Origin of the sequence: Celeribacter sp. SCSIO 80788 (assembly GCF_051054295.1) — a bacterium.
In the GTDB taxonomy this organism is placed as follows: Bacteria; Pseudomonadota; Alphaproteobacteria; order Rhodobacterales; family Rhodobacteraceae; genus Celeribacter.
Genome location: NZ_CP150482.1, coordinates 366,408 through 385,374 on the forward strand (window position 1 = coordinate 366,408; position 18,967 = coordinate 385,374).

17 protein-coding genes are annotated in these 18,967 nt (G+C 63.6%); 9 read left to right on the forward strand and 8 right to left on the reverse strand.

Annotated elements, in window-relative coordinates; genetic code table 11:
- Positions 1 to 55: 55 nt before the first annotated feature.
- The 4 genes from V1471_RS02050 (at position 56) to V1471_RS02065 (ending at position 4,126) form a co-directional block, all read left to right on the forward strand.
- Positions 56 to 2,026, forward strand: coding sequence for a heme lyase CcmF/NrfE family subunit (locus V1471_RS02050; protein WP_434286635.1), 1,971 nt, complete (start codon positions 56 to 58; stop codon positions 2,024 to 2,026).
- On the forward strand, positions 2,023 to 2,475 hold the full coding sequence (locus V1471_RS02055; protein WP_434286636.1) for a cytochrome c-type biogenesis protein: 453 nt from the start codon (positions 2,023 to 2,025) through the stop codon (positions 2,473 to 2,475). The genes V1471_RS02050 and V1471_RS02055 overlap by 4 nt, the downstream gene beginning before the upstream one ends.
- Positions 2,476 to 2,708: 233 nt before the next feature.
- Entirely contained in the window at positions 2,709 to 3,272 is a 564-nt protein-coding gene (locus V1471_RS02060) for a DUF2087 domain-containing protein (protein ID WP_434286638.1), read from the forward strand.
- A 77-nt stretch (positions 3,273 to 3,349) separates the two neighbouring features.
- Positions 3,350 to 4,126 carry an enoyl-CoA hydratase-related protein gene (locus V1471_RS02065; protein ID WP_434286639.1) on the forward strand — a complete coding sequence of 259 codons (777 nt, stop codon included), beginning with the start codon at positions 3,350 to 3,352 and terminating at the stop codon, positions 4,124 to 4,126.
- A 7-nt stretch (positions 4,127 to 4,133) separates the two neighbouring features.
- Here the strand turns inward: V1471_RS02065 and V1471_RS02070 are convergent, their stop codons facing one another.
- Positions 4,134 to 4,586, reverse strand: a complete 453-nt coding sequence (locus V1471_RS02070; protein WP_434286640.1) for a MarR family winged helix-turn-helix transcriptional regulator — start codon at positions 4,584 to 4,586, stop codon at positions 4,134 to 4,136.
- Between the two features lie 70 nt (positions 4,587 to 4,656).
- Here V1471_RS02070 and V1471_RS02075 point away from each other — a divergent pair, with 70 nt between their 5' ends.
- Positions 4,657 to 5,109, forward strand: coding sequence for a hypothetical protein (locus V1471_RS02075; RefSeq protein ID WP_434286641.1), 453 nt, complete (start codon positions 4,657 to 4,659; stop codon positions 5,107 to 5,109).
- A gap of 79 nt (positions 5,110 to 5,188) precedes the next feature.
- On the opposite strand, the gene V1471_RS02080 is transcribed toward V1471_RS02075, so the two are convergent.
- Both V1471_RS02080 and gltX read right to left on the reverse strand, forming a co-directional pair.
- Entirely contained in the window at positions 5,189 to 6,487 is a 1,299-nt protein-coding gene (locus tag V1471_RS02080; RefSeq protein ID WP_434286642.1) for a citrate synthase, read from the reverse strand.
- 243 nt (positions 6,488 to 6,730) lie between these two features.
- Positions 6,731 to 8,176, reverse strand: coding sequence for a glutamate--tRNA ligase (gltX, locus tag V1471_RS02085; protein WP_434286643.1), 1,446 nt, complete (start codon positions 8,174 to 8,176; stop codon positions 6,731 to 6,733).
- An 81-nt stretch (positions 8,177 to 8,257) separates the two neighbouring features.
- On the opposite strand from gltX, the gene V1471_RS02090 reads away from it, so the two are divergent.
- Entirely contained in the window at positions 8,258 to 10,423 is a 2,166-nt protein-coding gene (locus V1471_RS02090) for a ComEC/Rec2 family competence protein (protein ID WP_434286644.1), read from the forward strand.
- A gap of 57 nt (positions 10,424 to 10,480) precedes the next feature.
- Here the strand turns inward: V1471_RS02090 and lexA are convergent, their stop codons facing one another.
- From lexA to V1471_RS02115, 5 genes are all read right to left on the reverse strand, one after another.
- Positions 10,481 to 11,200 carry a transcriptional repressor LexA gene (lexA, locus tag V1471_RS02095; RefSeq protein WP_434286645.1) on the reverse strand — a complete coding sequence of 240 codons (720 nt, stop codon included), beginning with the start codon at positions 11,198 to 11,200 and terminating at the stop codon, positions 10,481 to 10,483.
- A 397-nt stretch (positions 11,201 to 11,597) separates the two neighbouring features.
- Positions 11,598 to 12,770 carry a molybdopterin molybdotransferase MoeA gene (locus tag V1471_RS02100; protein WP_434286646.1) on the reverse strand — a complete coding sequence of 391 codons (1,173 nt, stop codon included), beginning with the start codon at positions 12,768 to 12,770 and terminating at the stop codon, positions 11,598 to 11,600.
- Positions 12,771 to 13,247, reverse strand: coding sequence for a cyclic pyranopterin monophosphate synthase MoaC (moaC, locus tag V1471_RS02105; protein ID WP_434286647.1), 477 nt, complete (start codon positions 13,245 to 13,247; stop codon positions 12,771 to 12,773). It lies immediately after the preceding gene.
- Entirely contained in the window at positions 13,247 to 14,047 is an 801-nt protein-coding gene (gene trpC, locus V1471_RS02110) for an indole-3-glycerol phosphate synthase TrpC (protein WP_434286648.1), read from the reverse strand. The genes moaC and trpC overlap by 1 nt, the downstream gene beginning before the upstream one ends.
- A 109-nt stretch (positions 14,048 to 14,156) precedes the next feature.
- Positions 14,157 to 15,347, reverse strand: coding sequence for a cytochrome P450 (locus tag V1471_RS02115; protein ID WP_434290849.1), 1,191 nt, complete (start codon positions 15,345 to 15,347; stop codon positions 14,157 to 14,159).
- A gap of 60 nt (positions 15,348 to 15,407) precedes the next feature.
- Between V1471_RS02115 and V1471_RS02120 the strand changes: the two genes are divergently transcribed.
- The 3 genes from V1471_RS02120 to V1471_RS02130 are packed head-to-tail and all read left to right on the forward strand — an operon-like array spanning position 15,408 to position 18,842.
- On the forward strand, positions 15,408 to 17,243 hold the full coding sequence (locus V1471_RS02120; protein WP_434286649.1) for a sensor histidine kinase: 1,836 nt from the start codon (positions 15,408 to 15,410) through the stop codon (positions 17,241 to 17,243).
- Positions 17,227 to 18,459, forward strand: a complete 1,233-nt coding sequence (locus V1471_RS02125) for a sigma-54-dependent transcriptional regulator (RefSeq protein ID WP_434286650.1) — start codon at positions 17,227 to 17,229, stop codon at positions 18,457 to 18,459. Before V1471_RS02120 ends, V1471_RS02125 begins: the two co-directional genes overlap by 17 nt.
- Before the next feature lie 32 nt (positions 18,460 to 18,491).
- The gene (locus tag V1471_RS02130; protein WP_434286651.1) at positions 18,492 to 18,842 is read left to right on the forward strand and encodes a hypothetical protein; all 351 of its coding nucleotides are present in this window, start codon (positions 18,492 to 18,494) and stop codon (positions 18,840 to 18,842) included.
- Positions 18,843 to 18,967: the final 125 nt, after the last annotated feature.

The window sequence follows — 18,967 nt, forward strand, 5'->3', positions numbered from 1 at the left end:
CCATTGGCGGAGCGCCCCCAAGCGGGTAGAACCTTTCTGCAACAGGGAGGCGCCTATGCTTGTAGAACTCGGACATTTTGCCCTCGTCATGGCCTTTTTCGTGGCTCTGGCGCAGACGGTCCTGCCGCTTTGGGGCGCGCAGAGTGGCAATCGCGCCATGATGGCCGTGGGCGAACCGGCAGCGATGATCCAGCTTGTGCTGATCGCGTTTTCCTTCGGCGCGCTGACCTATGCCTTCGTGACCTCGGACTTTTCGCTCAAGGTGGTGGTCGAGAATTCCCACACGCTCAAACCGATGCTTTACAAGGTCTCGGGTGTCTGGGGGAACCACGAGGGTTCGATGCTCTTGTGGGTGTTGATCCTTGCGCTGTTCGGCGGGGCGGCGGCCCTGTTCGGCGGCAATCTTCCGGCGACGCTTCGGGCGCGGGTGATCGGTGTTCAGGGCTCGATCGGCGTGGCCTTCCTCGCCTTCATCCTCTTCACCTCGAACCCCTTCCTGCGCCTCGCCATGCCGCCGATGAACGGCGACGATCTCAATCCGCTGCTGCAAGACCCCGGTTTGGCCTTTCATCCGCCGTTTCTCTATCTCGGTTATGTCGGCCTCTCCATGACCTTCTCCTTCGCCGTCGCCGCCCTGCTCGAAGGTCGTGTCGACGCCGCTTGGGGGCGCTGGGTGCGGCCCTGGACCTTGGCGGCGTGGGTGTTCCTGACCATCGGCATCGGGCTTGGCTCGTGGTGGGCCTATTACGAGCTGGGCTGGGGCGGGTTCTGGTTCTGGGACCCGGTCGAAAACGCCTCGCTGATGCCATGGCTTTTTGCCGCCGCTTTGTTGCACTCCGCCATCGTGGTGGAGAAACGCGAGACGCTGAAAAGCTGGACCATTCTTCTGGCGATCATGGCCTTCGGATTTTCGTTGATCGGGACGTTCCTTGTGCGCTCTGGCGTGATCACCTCCGTCCACGCTTTCGCCAACGACCCGGAGCGCGGGGTGTTCATCCTTTTGATCCTTGCGATCTTCATGGGCGGCGCGCTTTTGCTTTTCACGATCCGGGCCAATGCGATGCAGGCCAAGGGTGTGTTCTCGCTGGTCTCCCGTGAAAGCGCCCTGGTGATCAACAACATCCTGCTGGCGGTGTCGTCCTTCGTCGTCTTCATCGGCACGATCTGGCCGCTCATCGCCGAAGCCTTCTGGGGGCGCAAACTCTCTGTCGGCGCCCCCTTCTTCAACGCCGCCTTCACGCCCTTCTTCGTCGCGCTCGCGATCCTTCTGCCCATCGGGGCGATCCTGCCGTGGAAACGCGCGCGGATGGGCGCGACCGTGAAAAAACTCATCCCCTCGATGATCCTCGCCTTCGTCGTTCTTGGCCTGATCTGGTCGATCCAGACCGAGAAAACGCTCTTGGGTCCCATCGGTATCGCGCTTGGCACATGGCTTCTGGCGGGAGCGGTGCAGGATCTTTTTCTGCGCACCGGCAAGACCGTCAATCTCGGCCGTCTCACCCGTTTGCCGCGGGCCGATTGGGGGCGTCTTCTGGCCCATGGCGGGCTTGGCATCACCATGGCGGGGATCGCCGGGCTGACCGCCTGGACGGTCGAAGACATCCGCGTGGTGCAGGTCGGCGAAACCTTCGAGGTGGCGGGCTATACCATCGCGCTCGAAAAGGTCGAGCGGGCGCAGGGGCCGAACTATATCACCACCATGGCGACCATGTCGGTGTTCGAGGGCGACAAGAAGGTCGCGACGCTCCACCCCGAAAAACGCAACTATCCGGTGGCGCAGATGCCCACGACCGAAGCGGGCATCGACAACGGGTTTCTGCGTGACGTCTATCTGGTGATCGGCGATGTGCAATCGAACGGCGGCTGGGCAGTGCGCACCTATATCAAGCCGCTGGCGAACTGGATCTGGGGCGGCACGATCATCATGGCCTTCGGTGGGCTGCTGTCGCTTTCGGATCGTCGTTACCGCGTCGGCGTCGGCGCGCGCAAAGCCCATGGCGAAGCGAAGGGAGTGCCCGCCGAATGAAACGTCTGCTTCTTGCCCTCGCACTTCTGATCGCCACGCCGGTTTTGGCCGTGCAGCCCGACGAGGTGCTGCCGGACCCGGCGATGGAGGCCCGTGCGCGCGATATTTCCCAAGGCCTGCGCTGCCTCGTCTGCCGCAACGAGAATATCGACGAATCGAACGCCACGCTCGCCAAAGACCTGCGGCTTCTGGTGCGTGAACGTCTCGTCGCGGGGGATACGAACGACGAGGTGGTGGATTATGTGGTCGACCGCTACGGCGAATTCGTGCTGCTGAAACCGACGATGAATGGCGCCAACAAGGTGCTCTGGATCGCGGGGCCGGTGATGCTGATCCTCGCGCTGGGCATCGGCATTTCCTTCATCCGCCGCCGCGGTCAGGAGAGCGAGGTCGTCCCGGAGCTGACCGACGAGGAAAAGACCCGGCTTGAGAGCCTGATACAGGAGTAACGCACCGCTTTGCGTTTCCTTTGCTGCTGCAAATACTCGGGACCCCCGTCGCTGGACACAAAGCGGCGGGTTTTCTATACAGTCTGCACGGTCCGCAGTTCACCGAGTCGCTGCCGCCCTTTTGGGTAAGCTGAACCTGCTCTGATAAAACCTTCCGGTCTTTCCGCGCGTCTCAGGCGTGGGCCAAGGGCAGCTCCCCGCACGACATCTGACGCGATCCACGGAGTGAACCGATGACTCGTGAGAGTATTTCCCTCACCCTACCCGATGTGTCCGCCTTTGCGCGGGTGCTGAAATCCGAATTCGATGGCGGCGCGATCCCCGGCCATCAGAGTTTGCTCAATGCCATCGCCCGCGCGGGCGGGTATCGCAATTTCCAGCATCTCAAGGCCACGCAAACCGGCACCGACCCGGTCGAGCCCGTCGAGGGCCGGGCCGTGTCTCGTGCTTTGGCGCGGTTTACGCCCGCGGGCCTGCTGGAGAGCTGGTCCACCAAGCGCAAGGTGCGCCAGCATTGCCTTTGGGCGCTCTGGGCGCAGGTGCCGCCGCGTACCGTGTTCAGCGAGAGGACGATTTCCGAGCTGTTCGACGGCATGACCGCCTTTCGTGACCCGGCGCAGATCCGGCGCTCGCTGATCGAGGACGGGCTTCTGGAGCGCAACCGCGACGGCTCGCGCTATGTCCGGCTTGAGGCCCGGCCCGACGCCACGGCGCAGGCGGTGATCCGCGAGGTGATCCGTCGCCGCAGCGCCCATCCGAGCGTGCCGGAACGGACCTCGTCTCTCTATGGTCTCTGAGCGCATTTGACGGAGCGTCTCTCTTCCTTTTACCCGCCAAGCTCTTATCTTGGGCACAAACAGGGAGAGAGACGCGCATGCACTACGAGACCATCCGCTTTACGCAGGAGAACGACATCGCGACCGTGACGCTCAATCGTCCGGCGGTCAAAAACGCGCTCAACACCCAGATGCGCGCCGAGATCACCCATGCGGTGCGCGATGCCGGGCGATCCGCGCGGGTGATCGTTCTGACCGGGGAGGGCAACGCCTTTTGTTCGGGTCAGGATCTCGGCGACGGGGTAGATGCGGCGACGGCCGATCTCGAACGCACGCTGCGCGACGAGTACGAGCCGATGCTCTACGCGATCCACGAATGCCCGGTGCCGGTGATCGCCGCCGTCAACGGTGTGGCGGCGGGGGCAGGGGCGTCGCTGGCGCTGGCCTGCGATGTGGTGATCGCCACGCAATCGGCGATCTTCCTTCAGGCGTTTTCGCGCATCGGTCTTATGCCGGACGCGGGCGGCACCTATATCCTGCCACGCACCATCGGTATGGCGCGGGCCATGGGGTCGGCGCTGTTCGCCGATGAGGTCACGGCGTCGCAGGCCGAGCGCTGGGGGATGATCTACGAGGCGGTGCCGGATGCGGATTTTGCGGCCCATTGGCAGGCCCGTGCGGCACATCTCGCCAAGGGGCCGACGGTGGCCTATCGCCACATCAAGGAGGCGATGCACGCCTCCTATGACAATACGCTGGAGCAGCAACTGACGCTTGAGGCGAAGCTGCAAAACCATTGTGGGCAGACGCGGGATTTCAAAGAGGGCGTGCTGGCCTTTCTGGAAAAGCGCAGACCGAAATACGAGGGGCGTTAACGCCCCCTCAATGATCTGACAGGTTGCCGATCACACGGGACAGGAGCGCCGCGAAGGTCTGGCGCTCTTGCTCCGTCAGCCCGGCCATGGCCCGGTCGTTGACCTCGCCCGCCGCCGCCGTCGCCGCTTGTTCCAACCCCTTCGCTCGCTCCGTGAGCCACACGGTCTGAACCCGCGCATCCGCCTCATGGGCGCGGCGCGTGATCAGCCCGTCGCGCTCCATCCGCGACAGGGTGTTGGCCATGGTCGCCTGCTCGACGCCCAGCTCCGTGACCAGCTCGCGCTGGGTCTGCCCCTCCCGCTCCCAAAGCGCCAAAAGCACCGGAAACGTCCCCGTGGACAGGCCCAGAGGCTTGATCTGTGCCTGAAGCGCGCGGGCGAAGAGGCGGGCCATCAGGTTGACCTGATAGCCTTCGGACCCGGTGCGGGTGAAATCTGTTTCTTTTTGTATCTCTGCCATGGGACTTGTTTTTCACAAGATAGCAAGCTATGCAATAATAAATAGCAAGCTATGTAAGTGGAGACTCATCATGCCGACTTTCCTTCCCAAACTTCACGCGCTTTTCGGCGCGACCGGGCTTCTGATCGTGCTCGCCAACTGGAGCGCCACGGTTATCACCCTGATCATCGGCGACAAATACGTGATCGCCCTGACCAAGCTCACCATCGCCTGGGGGCTTCTGGCGCTCATTCCGATGCTGATCCTGGCGGGGCTTTCGGGCAATCGTCTCGGCCAGCGGATGCGCGGGCCTTTGATCGCCGCGAAACAAAAACGGATGAAGATCATCGCGTTCAACGGTCTGGTGTTTCTCGTGCCCTCGGCCCTGATCCTTGTGCCGCTGGCGATGCAGGGGCAGGGCGGGGCGGTCTATTATTTGATCCAGAGCGTCGAATTGCTCGCGGGCGCGACGAATATCACGCTTCTGGGCCTGAATATGCGTGACGGGATGCGGCTTGGCCGCCGCCGGATTTCTCTCGCCTGAGGGCTTTCCGATGGTGCAAATACTCAAGAAAAAACCCGCCGGAAACGGCGGGTTTTCCAATTTGCAAGGCTGAGAAAGATCAGCCGCGGTCTTCCACGTTCACATAGGGACGCAGGGCGTGCCCGGTGTAGAGCTGACGCGGGCGACCGATTTTCATCGCCGGATCCTCGATCTGTTCTTTCCACTGGGAAATCCAGCCGATGGTGCGCGACAGGGCGAAGATCGGGGTGAACATCGCGGTCGGGAAGCCCATCGCTTCGAGAATGATGCCGGAGTAGAAGTCGACGTTCGGGAAGAGTTTCTTCTCGGCGAAATACGGGTCTTGCAGCGCTTGTTTCTCAAGCTCTTTGGCGACCTGAAGCGTCGGGTTGTTCTCGATGCCCAGAAGTTCGAGCACTTCGTCGGCGGACTGTTTCATCACGGTCGCGCGCGGGTCGAAGTTTTTGTAGACGCGGTGACCGAAGCCCATCAGGCGGAACGGATCGTTCTTGTCTTTCGCGCGGGCGATGAATTCGGGGATGCGGTCCACGGTGCCGATCTCGCGCAGCATTTCGAGGCAGGCCTGGTTGGCACCGCCGTGTGCCGGGCCCCAGAGACAGGCGATACCGGCCGCGATACAGGCGAACGGGTTGGCACCCGAGGACGAGGCCAGACGCACGGTCGAGGTCGAGGCGTTCTGTTCGTGGTCGGCATGGAGCGTGAAGATACGGTCCATGGCGCGCGACAGGATCGGGTTGACCTCGTAGTTCTCGGCCGGAACCGAGAAGCACATGTGCAGGAAGTTCGAGGCGTAATCGAGATCGTTGCGCGGATACACGAACGGCTGGCCGATGGTGTATTTATAGGCCATCGCGGCGATGGTCGGCATTTTCGCGATCAGGCGAATGGTCGCGACTTCGCGCTGATGCGCATCGGCGATGTCGATCGAGTCATGGTAGAAGGCGGACATGGCGCCGACGACACCGACCATGATGGCCATCGGGTGGGCGTCACGACGGAAGCCGGTGAAGAATTTGAGCATCTGTTCGTGCACCATGGTGTGGCGCGTCACAGTGTTCTCGAATTTCTCCATCTGGGCTGCGGTCGGCAGTTCCCCGTAGAGCAGCAGGAAGCAGACTTCGAGGAAGTGGGATTTCTCGGCCAGATCGCCGATCGTGTAACCGCGGTGCAAAAGCACGCCTTCTTCGCCGTCGATGAAGGTGATCGAGCTTTCGCAGGAGGCGGTGGAGGTGAAGCCGGGATCAAAGGTGAACACATCAGCCTGGCCGTAGAGCTTACGGATGTCGATGACGTCGGGGCCTTCGGTCGGGGAAAGGACGGGAAGCTCGTAAGATTTGCCGTCGAGCGTCAGGGTCGCAGTCTTCTGAGTGTCTGCCATGGTCGTTCCTTCGGTTGGCGGTGACTTCCCCACGCTGCTTTTGCAGGCGGCGGAAGTTCCGCTGGTGGTCACGCGGACGCCCGGGCGGATCCCGGACACCGTCTTGGCTGACCCGTCCCGCAAAATCGGGAGGGACCAATTCCGACCCTGAGCCGGGGCGCAGGCTGCGCCGGGGCTTCGGGGTCTGACCGGAACGGGGTTCCGGCCTGAATTTCGCACGTGACCGTCTCTAGAACGCCCCGGTCACTCCTCTTGCGACGCCGCTTGTGCGCTGATCGTCATGAAATCCGCGATCCGGGCGAGGCTTTCCTCGCGGCCAAGAACAAGCATCATGTCGAGCACGCTTGGGGTCACGGCGCGGCCGGCGAGGGCGGTTCTCAAGGGGCCAGCCACCTTGCCGAACCCGAGCTCCATCGCTTCCATCACGCGGCCGACGGCCTCCTCCAATGCGTCGCGCTCCCAGCTAGCACTTTGCAGATGCGGCGTCAATTCTTCCAGTATACCGTTGGATACAGAGCCGAGCTGTTTTTGCGCTTTCTCGTCCATGTCGACAGGGCGAGAAATCAGCGCAAAATGTGCCTTTTCAAGGAGTTGAGGGTAAGTCTTGCTCGACCCCTTGACGCAATCGAGCGCCGCGCCCAGTCGCTCTTTTTGCTGTGATGTCAGGGCCGCTTCGTCCGCAGCCTCAAGGTAGCCCTCGATTTCGCTCAAGATTTCAGCATCCGCCATGATCGCGAGATGCTGGCCGCAGATGTTTTCGAGTTTCTTGGTGTCGAACCGCGCCGGGGCCTTGTTGATTCCATCGAGATCGAACCAATCCTTGGCCTGATCGTCGGTGAAGAATTCGTCATCGCCATGCGACCAGCCGAGGCGGGCAAGGTAGTTGCGCATGCCCGATGCGGGGTAGCCCATCGCCTGATATTCCTTGACCCCCACAGCGCCGTGGCGTTTCGACATTTTCTTGCCGTCCGGCCCGAAAATCAGCGGAATATGGGCGTAGACCGGCACCGGCCAGCCCATCGCCTCGTAGATCATCATCTGGCGTGCGGCATTGGCGAGGTGATCGTCCCCGCGGATCACATGGGTCACGCCCATATCTTGGTCATCGACGACAACGGCCAGCATGTAGGTCGGTGTGCCATCCGAACGTAACAGGATCATGTCGTCGAGCTGATCGTTCTTGAAGGTCACGTCGCCCTGCACCCGGTCCTTGACCACGGTGACGCCTTCGCGCGGCGCTTTCACCCGGATCACATAGGGCATATCCGGGTAGCTCGACGGGTCGGCATCGCGCCAGGGCGAGCGGAACAGCGTGCTTTCCTTTTTGGCGCGGGCCTCTTCGCGAAAGGCTTCGATCTCGTCCTGGGTCGAGAAACATTTATAGGCCTTGCCCATCTCCAACATCTCGCGGGCCACCTCGGCATGCCGCTCCGCGCGCTCGAACTGGCTCACCGCCTCGCCATCGTAATCGAGCCCGAGCCATGCCATGCCCTCGAGAATGCCCTTTGTCGCGCTGTCGGTCGAGCGCACCCGGTCCGTGTCTTCGATCCGCAAGAGGAACTTGCCGCCACGGCCGCGGGCATAGAGCCAGGAGAACAGCGCGGTGCGGGCGGTGCCGATGTGCATATCGCCGGTCGGCGAGGGGGCGATGCGGGTGACGACAGGTTTGGCGGCGGAGATATCGGACATGGGAAGATTAACCTTTTGGTAACCATGTTGGCGGATGCTGTTTGTCACCGGGCATAAGGGAAGGCGGAAGGGGAAACAAGGGTGCGCGCCCTCAGGAAACTCGCACAGATCCCCCTCGACATCGTCGATGGTCAACGCGGGCGGCTGTTCCTCTGGACGCCGGTGTTTTACGCCATGGGGATCGGCCTGTTCTTCGCGCTGCCCGATGAGCCCTCGCGCGCGTTGCTGGTGGTCTGGCTGGCCTGTGCGGTTGCGCTTGGACTGCTGCTCTGGCGTGTGCCGCCGCAGATTGCGCCCTTTGTCATCGCGCTTCTGCTTGTGCTGGCCGGGCTGCTTATCGCCGGGTTTCGCACGCAGAGTGTCGCCGCACCGGTGCTGAATTACCGCTATTACGGTCCGGTGGAGGGGCGGGTGATCAAGATCGACCGCTCCGCCTCCGATGCGCTGCGCCTGACGCTCGACCGGGTGGTGCTGCGCGATACGGCGCCGGGGCGCACGCCCGCGCGGGTGCGCATCTCGCTGCATGGCGATCAGCCGTTTGTCGTCCCGGAACCGGGGCTTCGGCTTGCCATGACCGCGCATCTCTCGCCGCCGCCGGGGCCGACCGAACCCGGCGGCTTCGATTTTCAGCGCATGGCGTGGTTCGACCGCCTCGGCGCGGTGGGCTACACGCGCACGCCCGTGCTGCGCGCCGCGGCCGTCGATCCTAGCCCGGCGCTCTGGGTGCACCGGTTGCGGCAGGTGGTGTCGCAGGATCTGCAAGCCAAACTGCCCGGCCAGACCGGCGCTTTCGCCGCCGCGATCCTGACCGGGGATCGTTCGGGCATTTCACAGGATACGGCGGAGGCGCTTCGGGGTGCCAATCTATCGCATCTTCTGGCAATTTCCGGGTTGCACATGGGGCTTCTGACCGGGGTGGTGTTCTTTGCCCTGCGGCTGGGCCTCGCGATGATCCCCGGCGCGGCGCTGAAATGGCCGATCAAGAAACTGGCGGCTGGGGGGGCGCTCCTTGCGGGCGCGTTCTATCTGGCGCTGTCGGGGTTCAATGTCGCGACCGAGCGGGCCTTTGTCATGGTCTCGGTCATCCTGATCGCGGTGCTGTTGGACCGACAGGCGATCTCGCTGCGCACGGTCGCCATCGCGGCGTTGATCCTGCTGACGCTCCAGCCCGAAGTGCTCCCCGAACCCGGTTTCCAGATGTCCTTTGCCGCCACCACGGCGCTGGTCGCGGTGTTCTCCATCATTCGGCGGTTGCGGCTGATGTGGTTCTGGCCCTCCTGGCTCAGAACCGTCGCGACGGTCGTGATCTCCTCCGGCGTGGCGGGCATCGCCACCGCGCCGGTCGCCGCCGCGCATTTCAACCGGATCGCGGATTTCGGGCTGATCGCCAATGTGGTCTCTGTGCCCTTGATGGGGGCGATGGTGATCCCGGCGGCGGTGCTGGCGCTGGTGCTGACGCCCATCGGGCTGCAATCGCTGGGGGTGGCGGTGATGGGCTGGGGCATCCGCTGGATTCTGTTCGTGGCCGAGACCGTGTCCTCATGGGAGGGTGCGGTCAGCCGTTTGCCGTCGCCGCCGCCCGCCACATTGCCGTTGATTGCGCTCGGGGCGCTGTTCGTCATCCTCTGGCGCGGGCGGGCGCAGCATGTCGGGCTGATCGCGGTGCTCTGGGGCTTCTGGTTCTGGAGCGTGGCGGAGCGACCGGCGCTATTGATCTCCGACGACGGTGCGCTGGTTGGGCGGATGGGGCTGGACGGACGTGCGCTGTCGAAAGCGCAGGGCAGCGGGTTTGCCGCAACGGTCTGGCTGGAGAATGACGGCGATCTGCCGGATCAGGAACGTGCCGCTACACGCACTATGCCGCCCTTGGACGTCGGGCCGCTCAAGGTGCGCCATGTCACCGGGCGCGGCTGGCAGGAGGCGGTGCGGGCGGCCTGTGCCGAGGCCGATCTGGTCATTGTGAACCAGCTTTGGGACGAGGATATGCCAGAGGGATGCCTTTTGGCCGATCTCGGCATGTTGCGGCAGAGCGGCTCGCTCGCGGTGTCCCAGACGGGCGAAACGGTCACGATCCGCACCGCCTATGCCGCCTCGGGCCTGCGGCTCTGGAATACACCGGCGTTGCGTGGGGCGCATGCGCCCTCTGCGCGGGAGGTGAGGGCCGGGCTTTTGTCCACCGCCATGGGATTGCGGTTCCATGAGGTGGGGACCGGGATGGGTCGTCTGGCTTTGCGCGGCGCACCGTGAGCATGAGAAAACCGCCACATTTGACTGCGGCGGTTCCTGACGTTTGGGCGTTGAACCTCAATAGCTGCGGATCAGCCCCACCAGCTTGCCCTGCACCTCGACCTGATCGGCGGGCAGGACGCGGGTCTTGAACGCGGGGTTCGCCGCCTCAAGCGCGATCATGTCGCCCTGGCGTTGATAGCGTTTGAGCGTGGTCTCGTAGCCCTCGACCATGGCGACGACGATGTCGCCGTTGCTGGCCTGACTGGTTTCGCGAATGACCACGATGTCGCCATGGTTGATCCCGGCGTCGATCATGGAGTCGCCTTTGACCTCAAGCGCATAGTGATTGCCGCGACCGGAAAGCATCGACCCCGGCACGGCCACGTTCATCGCCCCGTCCGAGATCGCTTCGATCGGCAGGCCGGCGGCGATCTTGCCCATGATCGGCAGGTTGATCGCGGTCACCGCCTCGATCTCCATCGCGGCCGAGGGCGTATGATCCGGGCGGTCGCCGTCGATCACGCGGGGCGTGAAACCGCCAGACTGGGCCGCAGTCGGCGCGGTGGGGGCGCCACCGAGGCTTTCGGGCAGTTTGACGATTTCGATGGCGCGGGCGCGGTGCGCAAGGCGGCGGATGAAGCCGCGTTCCTCAAGCGCCGTGATCAACCGGTGAATCCCGGATTTCGAGCGCAGATCGAGCGCCTCTTTCATTTCGTCGAAAGAGGGCGGCACCCCGTCCCTTTGAAGTCTGGTGTTGATGAAGTCCAGCAGCTGGAGCTGTTTTTTCGTCAGCATCGGCTCATTCCTCTGTCCCGTCCTCTGTTCTGGCGCGGCCATCGAGAGGGTGTTTGTCTCTTGTGTGACCCAGCCTGTGTCTGAGCGCCGGATGTAATGCACCGGCACGGGAGCCACGGGGCCGGAAATGCGCATTCTGGTCGGGGTGGCGGAGGGAGGAGTGCCCGTCCCGACGCGTTTCCGACCAAAGGCCACGGGGCCACCGCTTTCCGTCAGTCCCCAGACGGGTTTTTGCGTGTGTTCTGAAAATGTTCTACCGCTGTTCCTGAAATGTGTCAATGTTCCTCTCCGTCTCACCAGAAAGCGATCTGTTGCGCCTTTGAGGAGAGTTGAGTGCAGCTTGGTTAAAACGGAGTTAATTTTGTCGGGAGCAGACGGTTTTTTACAGACGGTTTTTTTACAGGCGGATCACGTCGACGGTTTCGCCCGCCTTGCGCGCCGGATCGCTGACAGGGCGCAGCAGAAGCGCGTTGGCCTGAGACAGGATCGACATGAGCGAGCTGTCCTGACGCTCGAAGGGACGCACACCGTCCTCGGTCAGGATCGCGCGCATGTAATGTTCGCGCGGACCGTTTGCGGAAATGTCCTGCAACAGCAAGGCTTTGCTGCGTGAGGCCGGGGCGGGGGGGAACCCTGAAAGCGCGGCAAGCGCAGGCAACAGGAAAAGCTGGGCCGTGACCATGGCCGACACCGGATTGCCGGGCAGGCCGAGCATCACCGCCCCGTTCAGCGTCCCCGCCATCAGCGGTTTGCCGGGGCGCATGGCGACCTTGTAGAAGGCGCGCGCGAGGCCGAGTTTTTCGGCCACCTTGCCGACCAGATCGTGATCGCCGACGGAGGCGCCGCCGATGGAGACGATCATGTCGGCCCCCTCGGCCATGGCGAAGGTGGCGGCCAGCATGTCTTCGTCATCCGGCGCGATGGGCAGCATGCGGGCGACGCCGCCCGCCGCTTCGATCAGCGCGGCAAGGCCAAAGGAATTGGAGGCGATGATTTGCGAGGGGCCGGGCGTTTCTCCGGGCATCACCAATTCGTCTCCGGTGGCGATGAGCGCCACGACCGGGCGACGCGTGACGGTCACCTCGGGGATGTTCATCGCGGCGAGAAGGTTGATGTCCTGCGGCGTCAGGCGGCGCGGGGCGGCCAGCCGGTCACCGGATTTGAAATCGCCGCCCAAGGGCCGGATGTTGCGGTTCCCGGAGAGCGTTTCCGTGACCGTGATGACATCGCCGTCGCGAGTGACATCTTCCTGTATGATCACGCGGGTGACGCCGATGGGCACCGGCGCGCCGGTAAAGATCCGCACGGCCTCGCTGTCGCCAATCGGGCCAGTGTAGCCATGCCCGGCGGCACTTTCTCCGATGACTTTGAACGTATCGCCAATGGTCGGATGATCGGTCACAACGCCGTAACCGTCCATCGCGGAGGAGGCAAAGGGCGGCTGGTCGCGCATGGCAATCGCATCTTCGGCCAGAACCCGACCCGAAGCCTCGCGCAGGGAGACGCGTTCGGTGCCGAGCGGGCGGCAGAGTTTGAACACGTTTTCAAGCGCTTCGGCGACGGTGATCATTTACTTGGCCTCATAAGTCCCGGATTTGCCGCCTTCCTTGCGCAGAAGCCGGGTCTGGACGATCTCCATCCCCTTCTCGGCGGCCTTGAGCATGTCATAGACGGTCAGGGCGGCGACGGAAGCGGCGGTCAGCGCCTCCATCTCCACACCGGTCTGGCCGGAGGTCTTGACGGTGGCGCGAATGCGGATGCCGGGCAGGCTTTCGTCCGGCTCCAGATCGAGCGTCACCTTGGTGATCGGCAGCGGATGGCAGAGCGGGATCAAATCGGAGGTGCGTTTCGCCCCCATGATCCCCGCCAGCCGCGCGACGCCCAGAACGTCACCCTTTTTCGCGGTGCCTTGGGTCACCAGCGCCAGTGTCTCCGGCGTCATCCTGATCGCGCTCTCGGCGGTGGCCAGCCGGTCGGTCACGGCCTTGCCAGAGACATCGACCATATGGGCGTGGCCTTCCCCGTCGAAATGCGTCAACTCCGCCATTATGCCGGAACCGGATTGGCGAGGAGCGCGCGGGTCGCGGCCTCGACATCGTCTTGCCGCATCAGGCTTTCGCCGATGAGGAAACAGCGCGCGCCATAGCCCGCCATATCGGCGAGGTCCGCAGGCGTGAACAGCCCGCTTTCGCAGACCAGCGTGCGATCCGCCGGGACGAGTTTCGACAGCTCCCGCGTGGTGTCGAGCGTGGTTTCAAAGGTCTTGAGGTTGCGGTTGTTGACGCCCAGAAGCGGGGATTTGAGCTTGAGCGCGCGCTCAAGCTCCTCTGCGTCATGCACCTCGATCAGAACGTCCATGCCATAGCCAAAGGCCGCATCTTCCAGATCGGCGGCCAGCGCATCGTCGACAGAGGCCATGATGATCAGGATCGCATCGGCGCCCCAGGCACGGGCCTCGGCCACCTGATAGGTGTCATAAAGGAAATCCTTGCGCAGAACCGGCAGGGAGACCTCGGCGCGGGCGGCCTTGAGAAACTCGGGCGAGCCTTGGAATGAGGGCGCATCGGTCAGAACGGAAAGGCAGGTGGCGCCGCCTGCCTCATAGGCGCGGGCGATGGCGGGCGGGTTGAAATCCGGGCGGATGAGGCCTTTGGACGGGGAGGCTTTCTTGACCTCCGCAATCAACCCGTAGCCGGTCTGTGCGGTCGTTTGCAGCGCCTTGGCAAAGCCGCGCGTGGGGCTTTGAGCGGAGGCTTCGGCCTCAAGATCGGACAGGCTCACGGAGTGCTTCGCCGCGGCCACTTCTTCGAGCTTATAGGCTTTGATTTTATCGAGAACGTTGGACATGGGGCAGAGATACCTTGCGGGGGCGGTTAAGGGAAGATGGCAAAGGGCGCGCTTTGAGGGTTTTCTGATGGTGTAAATACTCACTGTTGCGCCGTGAGTATTTGGGCCATCAGAAAGCCTGGGTGCGTACCCTGAGACGTGCGAGGCCGTGGAAATGCCATGTGTCGGCGTAAACTGGCGGTTCGGTGAGACGCAGGTTGGGGCAGCGGTCGAACAGGAGCGGCAGGGCGACGCGCATTTCCAAGCGGGCAAGCGGCGCGCCGACGCAGAAATGGATGCCTGCGCCGAAAGACGTGTTCTGTTTCACCTTGCGGGTCGGGTCGAAGCGGTCGGGATCGTCCCATGTGTCGTCGTCACGGTTGGCGGCACCGAGCAGAAGCCCGATCTTGTCGCCGCGTTTGAGCGGTTGGCCGAGGAAGGTGGTGTCCTCATAGACCCAGCGTTGAAACAGGTGCAGCGGCGGATCGAAGCGCAGGAGCTCTTCGATGGTGCCGTCGATCTTGTCCTCGGAGAGGAATTCGCGCGGCGTGTTCTGTTCCAGAAGGGTTTTCACCGCGATGCCGAGGCTATGGACGGTGGCTTCGTGACCGGCGTTCAGCAGGAGAATGCAGGTGGTAATCAGCTCGTCGGTGGTCAGTTTTTCGCCATCCTGTTCGGCGGCGATCAGTGAGGTGATCAGATCATCGGCGGGTTTGGAACGCCGCTCCTCGACGTAGGAGCGCATGAAATCGGAAAACTCGGTGGCGGCTTTGGCGGCGGCGTCTTCGATTTCTCGGGTTCGGTTCGGCGTGTAGACGGCGACCATGGCGTTGGACCATGTCAGGAGCTGGTCGCTCATCTCTTCAGGCACGCCCAGAAGGCGGCAGATGATCCGCACCGGCACCATTTTCGCAAAGGCTGGCATGAGATCGAAGTCACCCGCCGGGAAACGGTCGATCAGATCGTTGGTGATCTCTTCCAGATCGGGGATCAGCGCCTTGATCCGCCGCGAGGTAAAAGCGCGCAGCACCAGAGAGCGCAGGCGGGTATGACGGTCGCCTTCGAGTTCCAGCATCGAGTGATCCTCGATGTCGTAAAAGGCGCGCAGATGGGCGGGGATGTCGGGTTCGAAGCCCTCGGGGGCCTCCCGGCCAAAGCGGTTGTCGCGCAGCGCCATAGACACCCCGTCATAGCCCGCCACAACGGGCAGATTCAGGTCTTCCCAAAACACCATTTTGCCGCCCGCGCGCAGGCGGTCGTAGAACGGGTAGGGATCTTGCACGAAAGCGGGGTCGGAGGGGGAGAGGGCGAAGCGTTTCATGGCGGCGAAGGTGATCGCAAGCGCTTCCCTTTGCAAGCGGGAGTTTCTAGAGTCCCGGACATGACGACACAGGAACCGCCTCATGCCGGTGCGCCCTCGGAAGAGGTCGAGCGCCATGCCGCCCGCCGCCGGGTGTTCACGGCTCTGGCCGGGCTGATCGTTGTGGCGATCTTCGGGCTGGGCGTGTTCGGCTTTGCCTTTCGCGCCGCCCTCGATCAGGCGGCGGCGCGGGGCACGTCCGATCTGACGCTTTCCGCCGATCGGTTGACCACCGGGCTGCAACGCTACCGCGAGCTGGCGGTGTTCCTGTCCGATCATCCGACGGTGACGGCGCGGGTCACGGGGCGGGGCACGGCGCCTGTCGGAGACGTCGGTGACGGGGCGCCGGAAGCCGATGCGCTGTTGCAGGGGGTGGTGGACAAGACCGGGGCGTCGTCGATCATGGTGGTCTCGACCACGGGCGGGGTGCTGGCGAGCGCGGGCGAGACACAATTGCCGAAAGGCGCGCAGGCGGCGCTGACACGGGCGCTGGACGGGGCGCTGGGCATCGCGCATTTCGTCGATCCTGAGGGACGGCGTCGCTATATGTTTGCCGCCCCGGTGTTCTCGTCCGAAGGGCCGCCCGTGGCGGCTGTGCTGGTCTCCGTCGATATCGGATTGCTGGAATGGGGCTGGCCGTCGGAGCCGTCTGCGATCTATTTCACCGATGACTATGGCGTGATTTTCGTGGCGAACCGATCCGAGCTTGTGCTGCGCGGCGGGTCTGGCGGGGCGTTGTCGCTGCGCAGGACGCATCTTCTGGCGGGGCATGACATCTGGACCCATGACATGGGGCCTTACATCCCGTCGCCCGTGCTGCATCTGACGAAACCGCTGCCCGTGGTCGGGCTGACCGCCGAGCTTTTGCTGGACCTGCATCCGGTGATCGCACAGGCCGGGTTGCAGGCGGGGCTGGCGGCGGCGCTGGCGCTGGTTTTCGCGGCGTTTCTGTTTTTCGCCATGGAGCGCAGGCGCACCTTGGCGGAGGCCAATCAACGGTTGGAGGCGCGGGTGGCGGCGCGGACCGAGGCGCTTGAGATCGCCAACCGGGAGTTGCAGCACGAGGTGCATGAACGCCACGAGGCGGAGGCGCGGCTCAAACGCGCGCAGGCCGATCTGGTGCAGGCGGGGAAACTGTCGGCACTGGGCGAGATGTCGGCGGGGATTTCGCACGAACTCAATCAACCGCTGATGGCGATCCGGTCCTTTGCCGAGAATGCCCAGGCGTTTCTGGAGCGCGACAAGCCGGAGAAGGCGGCCGACAATCTCGGGCGGATTTCCGAACTGGCGCGACGCATGGGGCGGATCATCAAGAACCTGCGCGCCTTTGCCCGTCAGGAGCCGGAGACTGCGACCAATGTCGAACTGACCGGGGTGATCGAGGCGGCGATCGAGATGACGCAGGCGAAAATTTCGCGCGGCGGCGTGACGCTCGACTGGGCACCGGGGGCACCGGTCTGGGTCCGGGGCGGCGAGGTGCGGCTTCAGCAGGTGGTGATGAACCTTTTGTCGAACGCGGTCGATGCGATGGCGGAGGTGGACACCAAATGCATCACGATCCGCCTGTCTCAGGGGGCTTTGGGGGGAGACCCGACGCGTCTTACGGTGGCTGACAGCGGGCCGGGGATTGCCGAGCCGGAGAAAATCTTCGACCCGTTCTACACCACGAAAGAGGTGGGCGCGGCGCAGGGTATGGGTTTGGGCCTGTCGATTTCCTACGGGTTGGTGCAGAGTTTCGGCGGGCGCATCCGGGGCGAAAACAGCCCGGGGGGCGGCGCGGTATTCACCATTGAATTGCAGCCCGCCGATGTCAGCGGGACTATGGGCGGACAGGAGGTCCATGATGGCACATATTGAACGCGTGCTTCTGGTCGATGACGACGCCTCGGTGCGCGAGGCTTTGGGGCAGACGCTGGAACTGGCCGATCTCGTGCCGACGCTGGCGGGCAGTTACATCGAGGCCAAAGATCACATTTCGCGCGAGTTTCCCGGTGTGGTGGTGTCCGACATCCGCATGCCCGGCAAGGACGGCTTTGCGCTTTTGGACTTCGCCCAGAAGGTGGACCCGGAACTGCCGGTGATCCTGCTGACCGGAGAGGGCGATGTGCCGATGGCGGTGCGGGGGATTTCCTCGGGCGCGTTCGATTTTCTGGAAAAACCCTGCGCGCCCAAGGACCTGATCGCGGTGGTCGAAAAGGCGTTGAAAACCCGCGCGCTTGTGTTGGAGAACCGACGACTGAAGCGTCAGGTCGAACAGGGCGATGCCGCCGCGCGGCTTTTGCGCGGCACCTCCGAGATGTCGGTGAAGATGCGCGATGCGGCGCGTGCCGTGGCGCGTTCGGCCTCCGACGTTCTGGTGACCGGTGAGCCGGGGGTGGGGACGGCGAAGATGGCCGAGGTGGTGCATCTTTTGTCGGCGGGGTCGATGGCACCTTTCCTGAAATTCTCCGCCTCGGCGATGACGCCCGACACGCTGGTGCAGGCTTTTGCGCAGGCGGAGGGCGGATCGGTGTTCCTCGATGAGATCGTGCAACTCACCAGCCCGGCGCAATTCGCGCTTCTGGAGCTTTTGGAAACCCACGATCGGCCGCGTCTCATCGCCGGGACCTATGCCGATCTCTCGGTGGAGGCGGGCGCGGGGCGGTTCTCGCCCGATCTGTTCTACCGGCTGGAGGCGGCGGTGATCCGCATCCCGCCGCTGCGCGAGCGGCGCGAGGATATTCCGGTGCTGTTCCGGCATTACGTCAACATCGCCTGCGAGCAGAGCGACCTGCCGGTGCCGGAGATCACGCCCGATGTGATTTCGCGGCTGATGGCGCAGGACTGGCCCGGCAATGCGCGCTCCCTGATGAACGCGGCGATGCGGTTCGCCATGGGGCTGACCGAGGGCGAGGCGCAGGAGGAGCTGGGGCTCGCGGAGCAACTGGCGCAGGTCGAACGGTCTCTTCTGATCGCTGCGCTGCAACGTCACAAGGGCAATGCGACGGAGGCCGCGAAGGGCCTCAAACTGCCGCGCAAGACATTCTACGACAAGCTGACGCGGCATGGGGTGAGGGCGGAGGAGTATCGGTGAAAGGCTTTGGACATCAGGGGAGCGCCCGGATCATGACACGCGGCATTCGGAGCATCGTGGGAGGCCTTGCAGCGGTTTTCGCGTCTGTGTCGGCGGGCTGGGCTGCGGATGCGCCAAGGTTTTCCTACACCCAGCCGATGGAAGGTGTTTACAAACAATTCTGGGCCGCAGAGGAGCTTGTCGCCCTCGACAGCTATGCCGGCCAGCCGCATCGGCTTTATGTCGAAGGGCAGGGGAAACTGGGCGAGTTTCATGGTGTTCTCAGCCTCGATTGCGAGACGCCGCAGTCTTCGAGCTGGCTTGCGGAGTCGGACTATCTCTCGTCCGAGTCTGTGCCCACCGAGGTGATCGAGGGGCTGCGTGCCACATGGTGCGCCGAGTAAGCTCTGGCGGCTCTTTGCCGACTCAGGTCTCGGAAAATTCAGGCCGGATGATATGTGTGACTTTCCGCACATAGGTAATTTTCTTGCGTGCGGGAAATCGCACACTTGCGTTTGACGCATGGCAG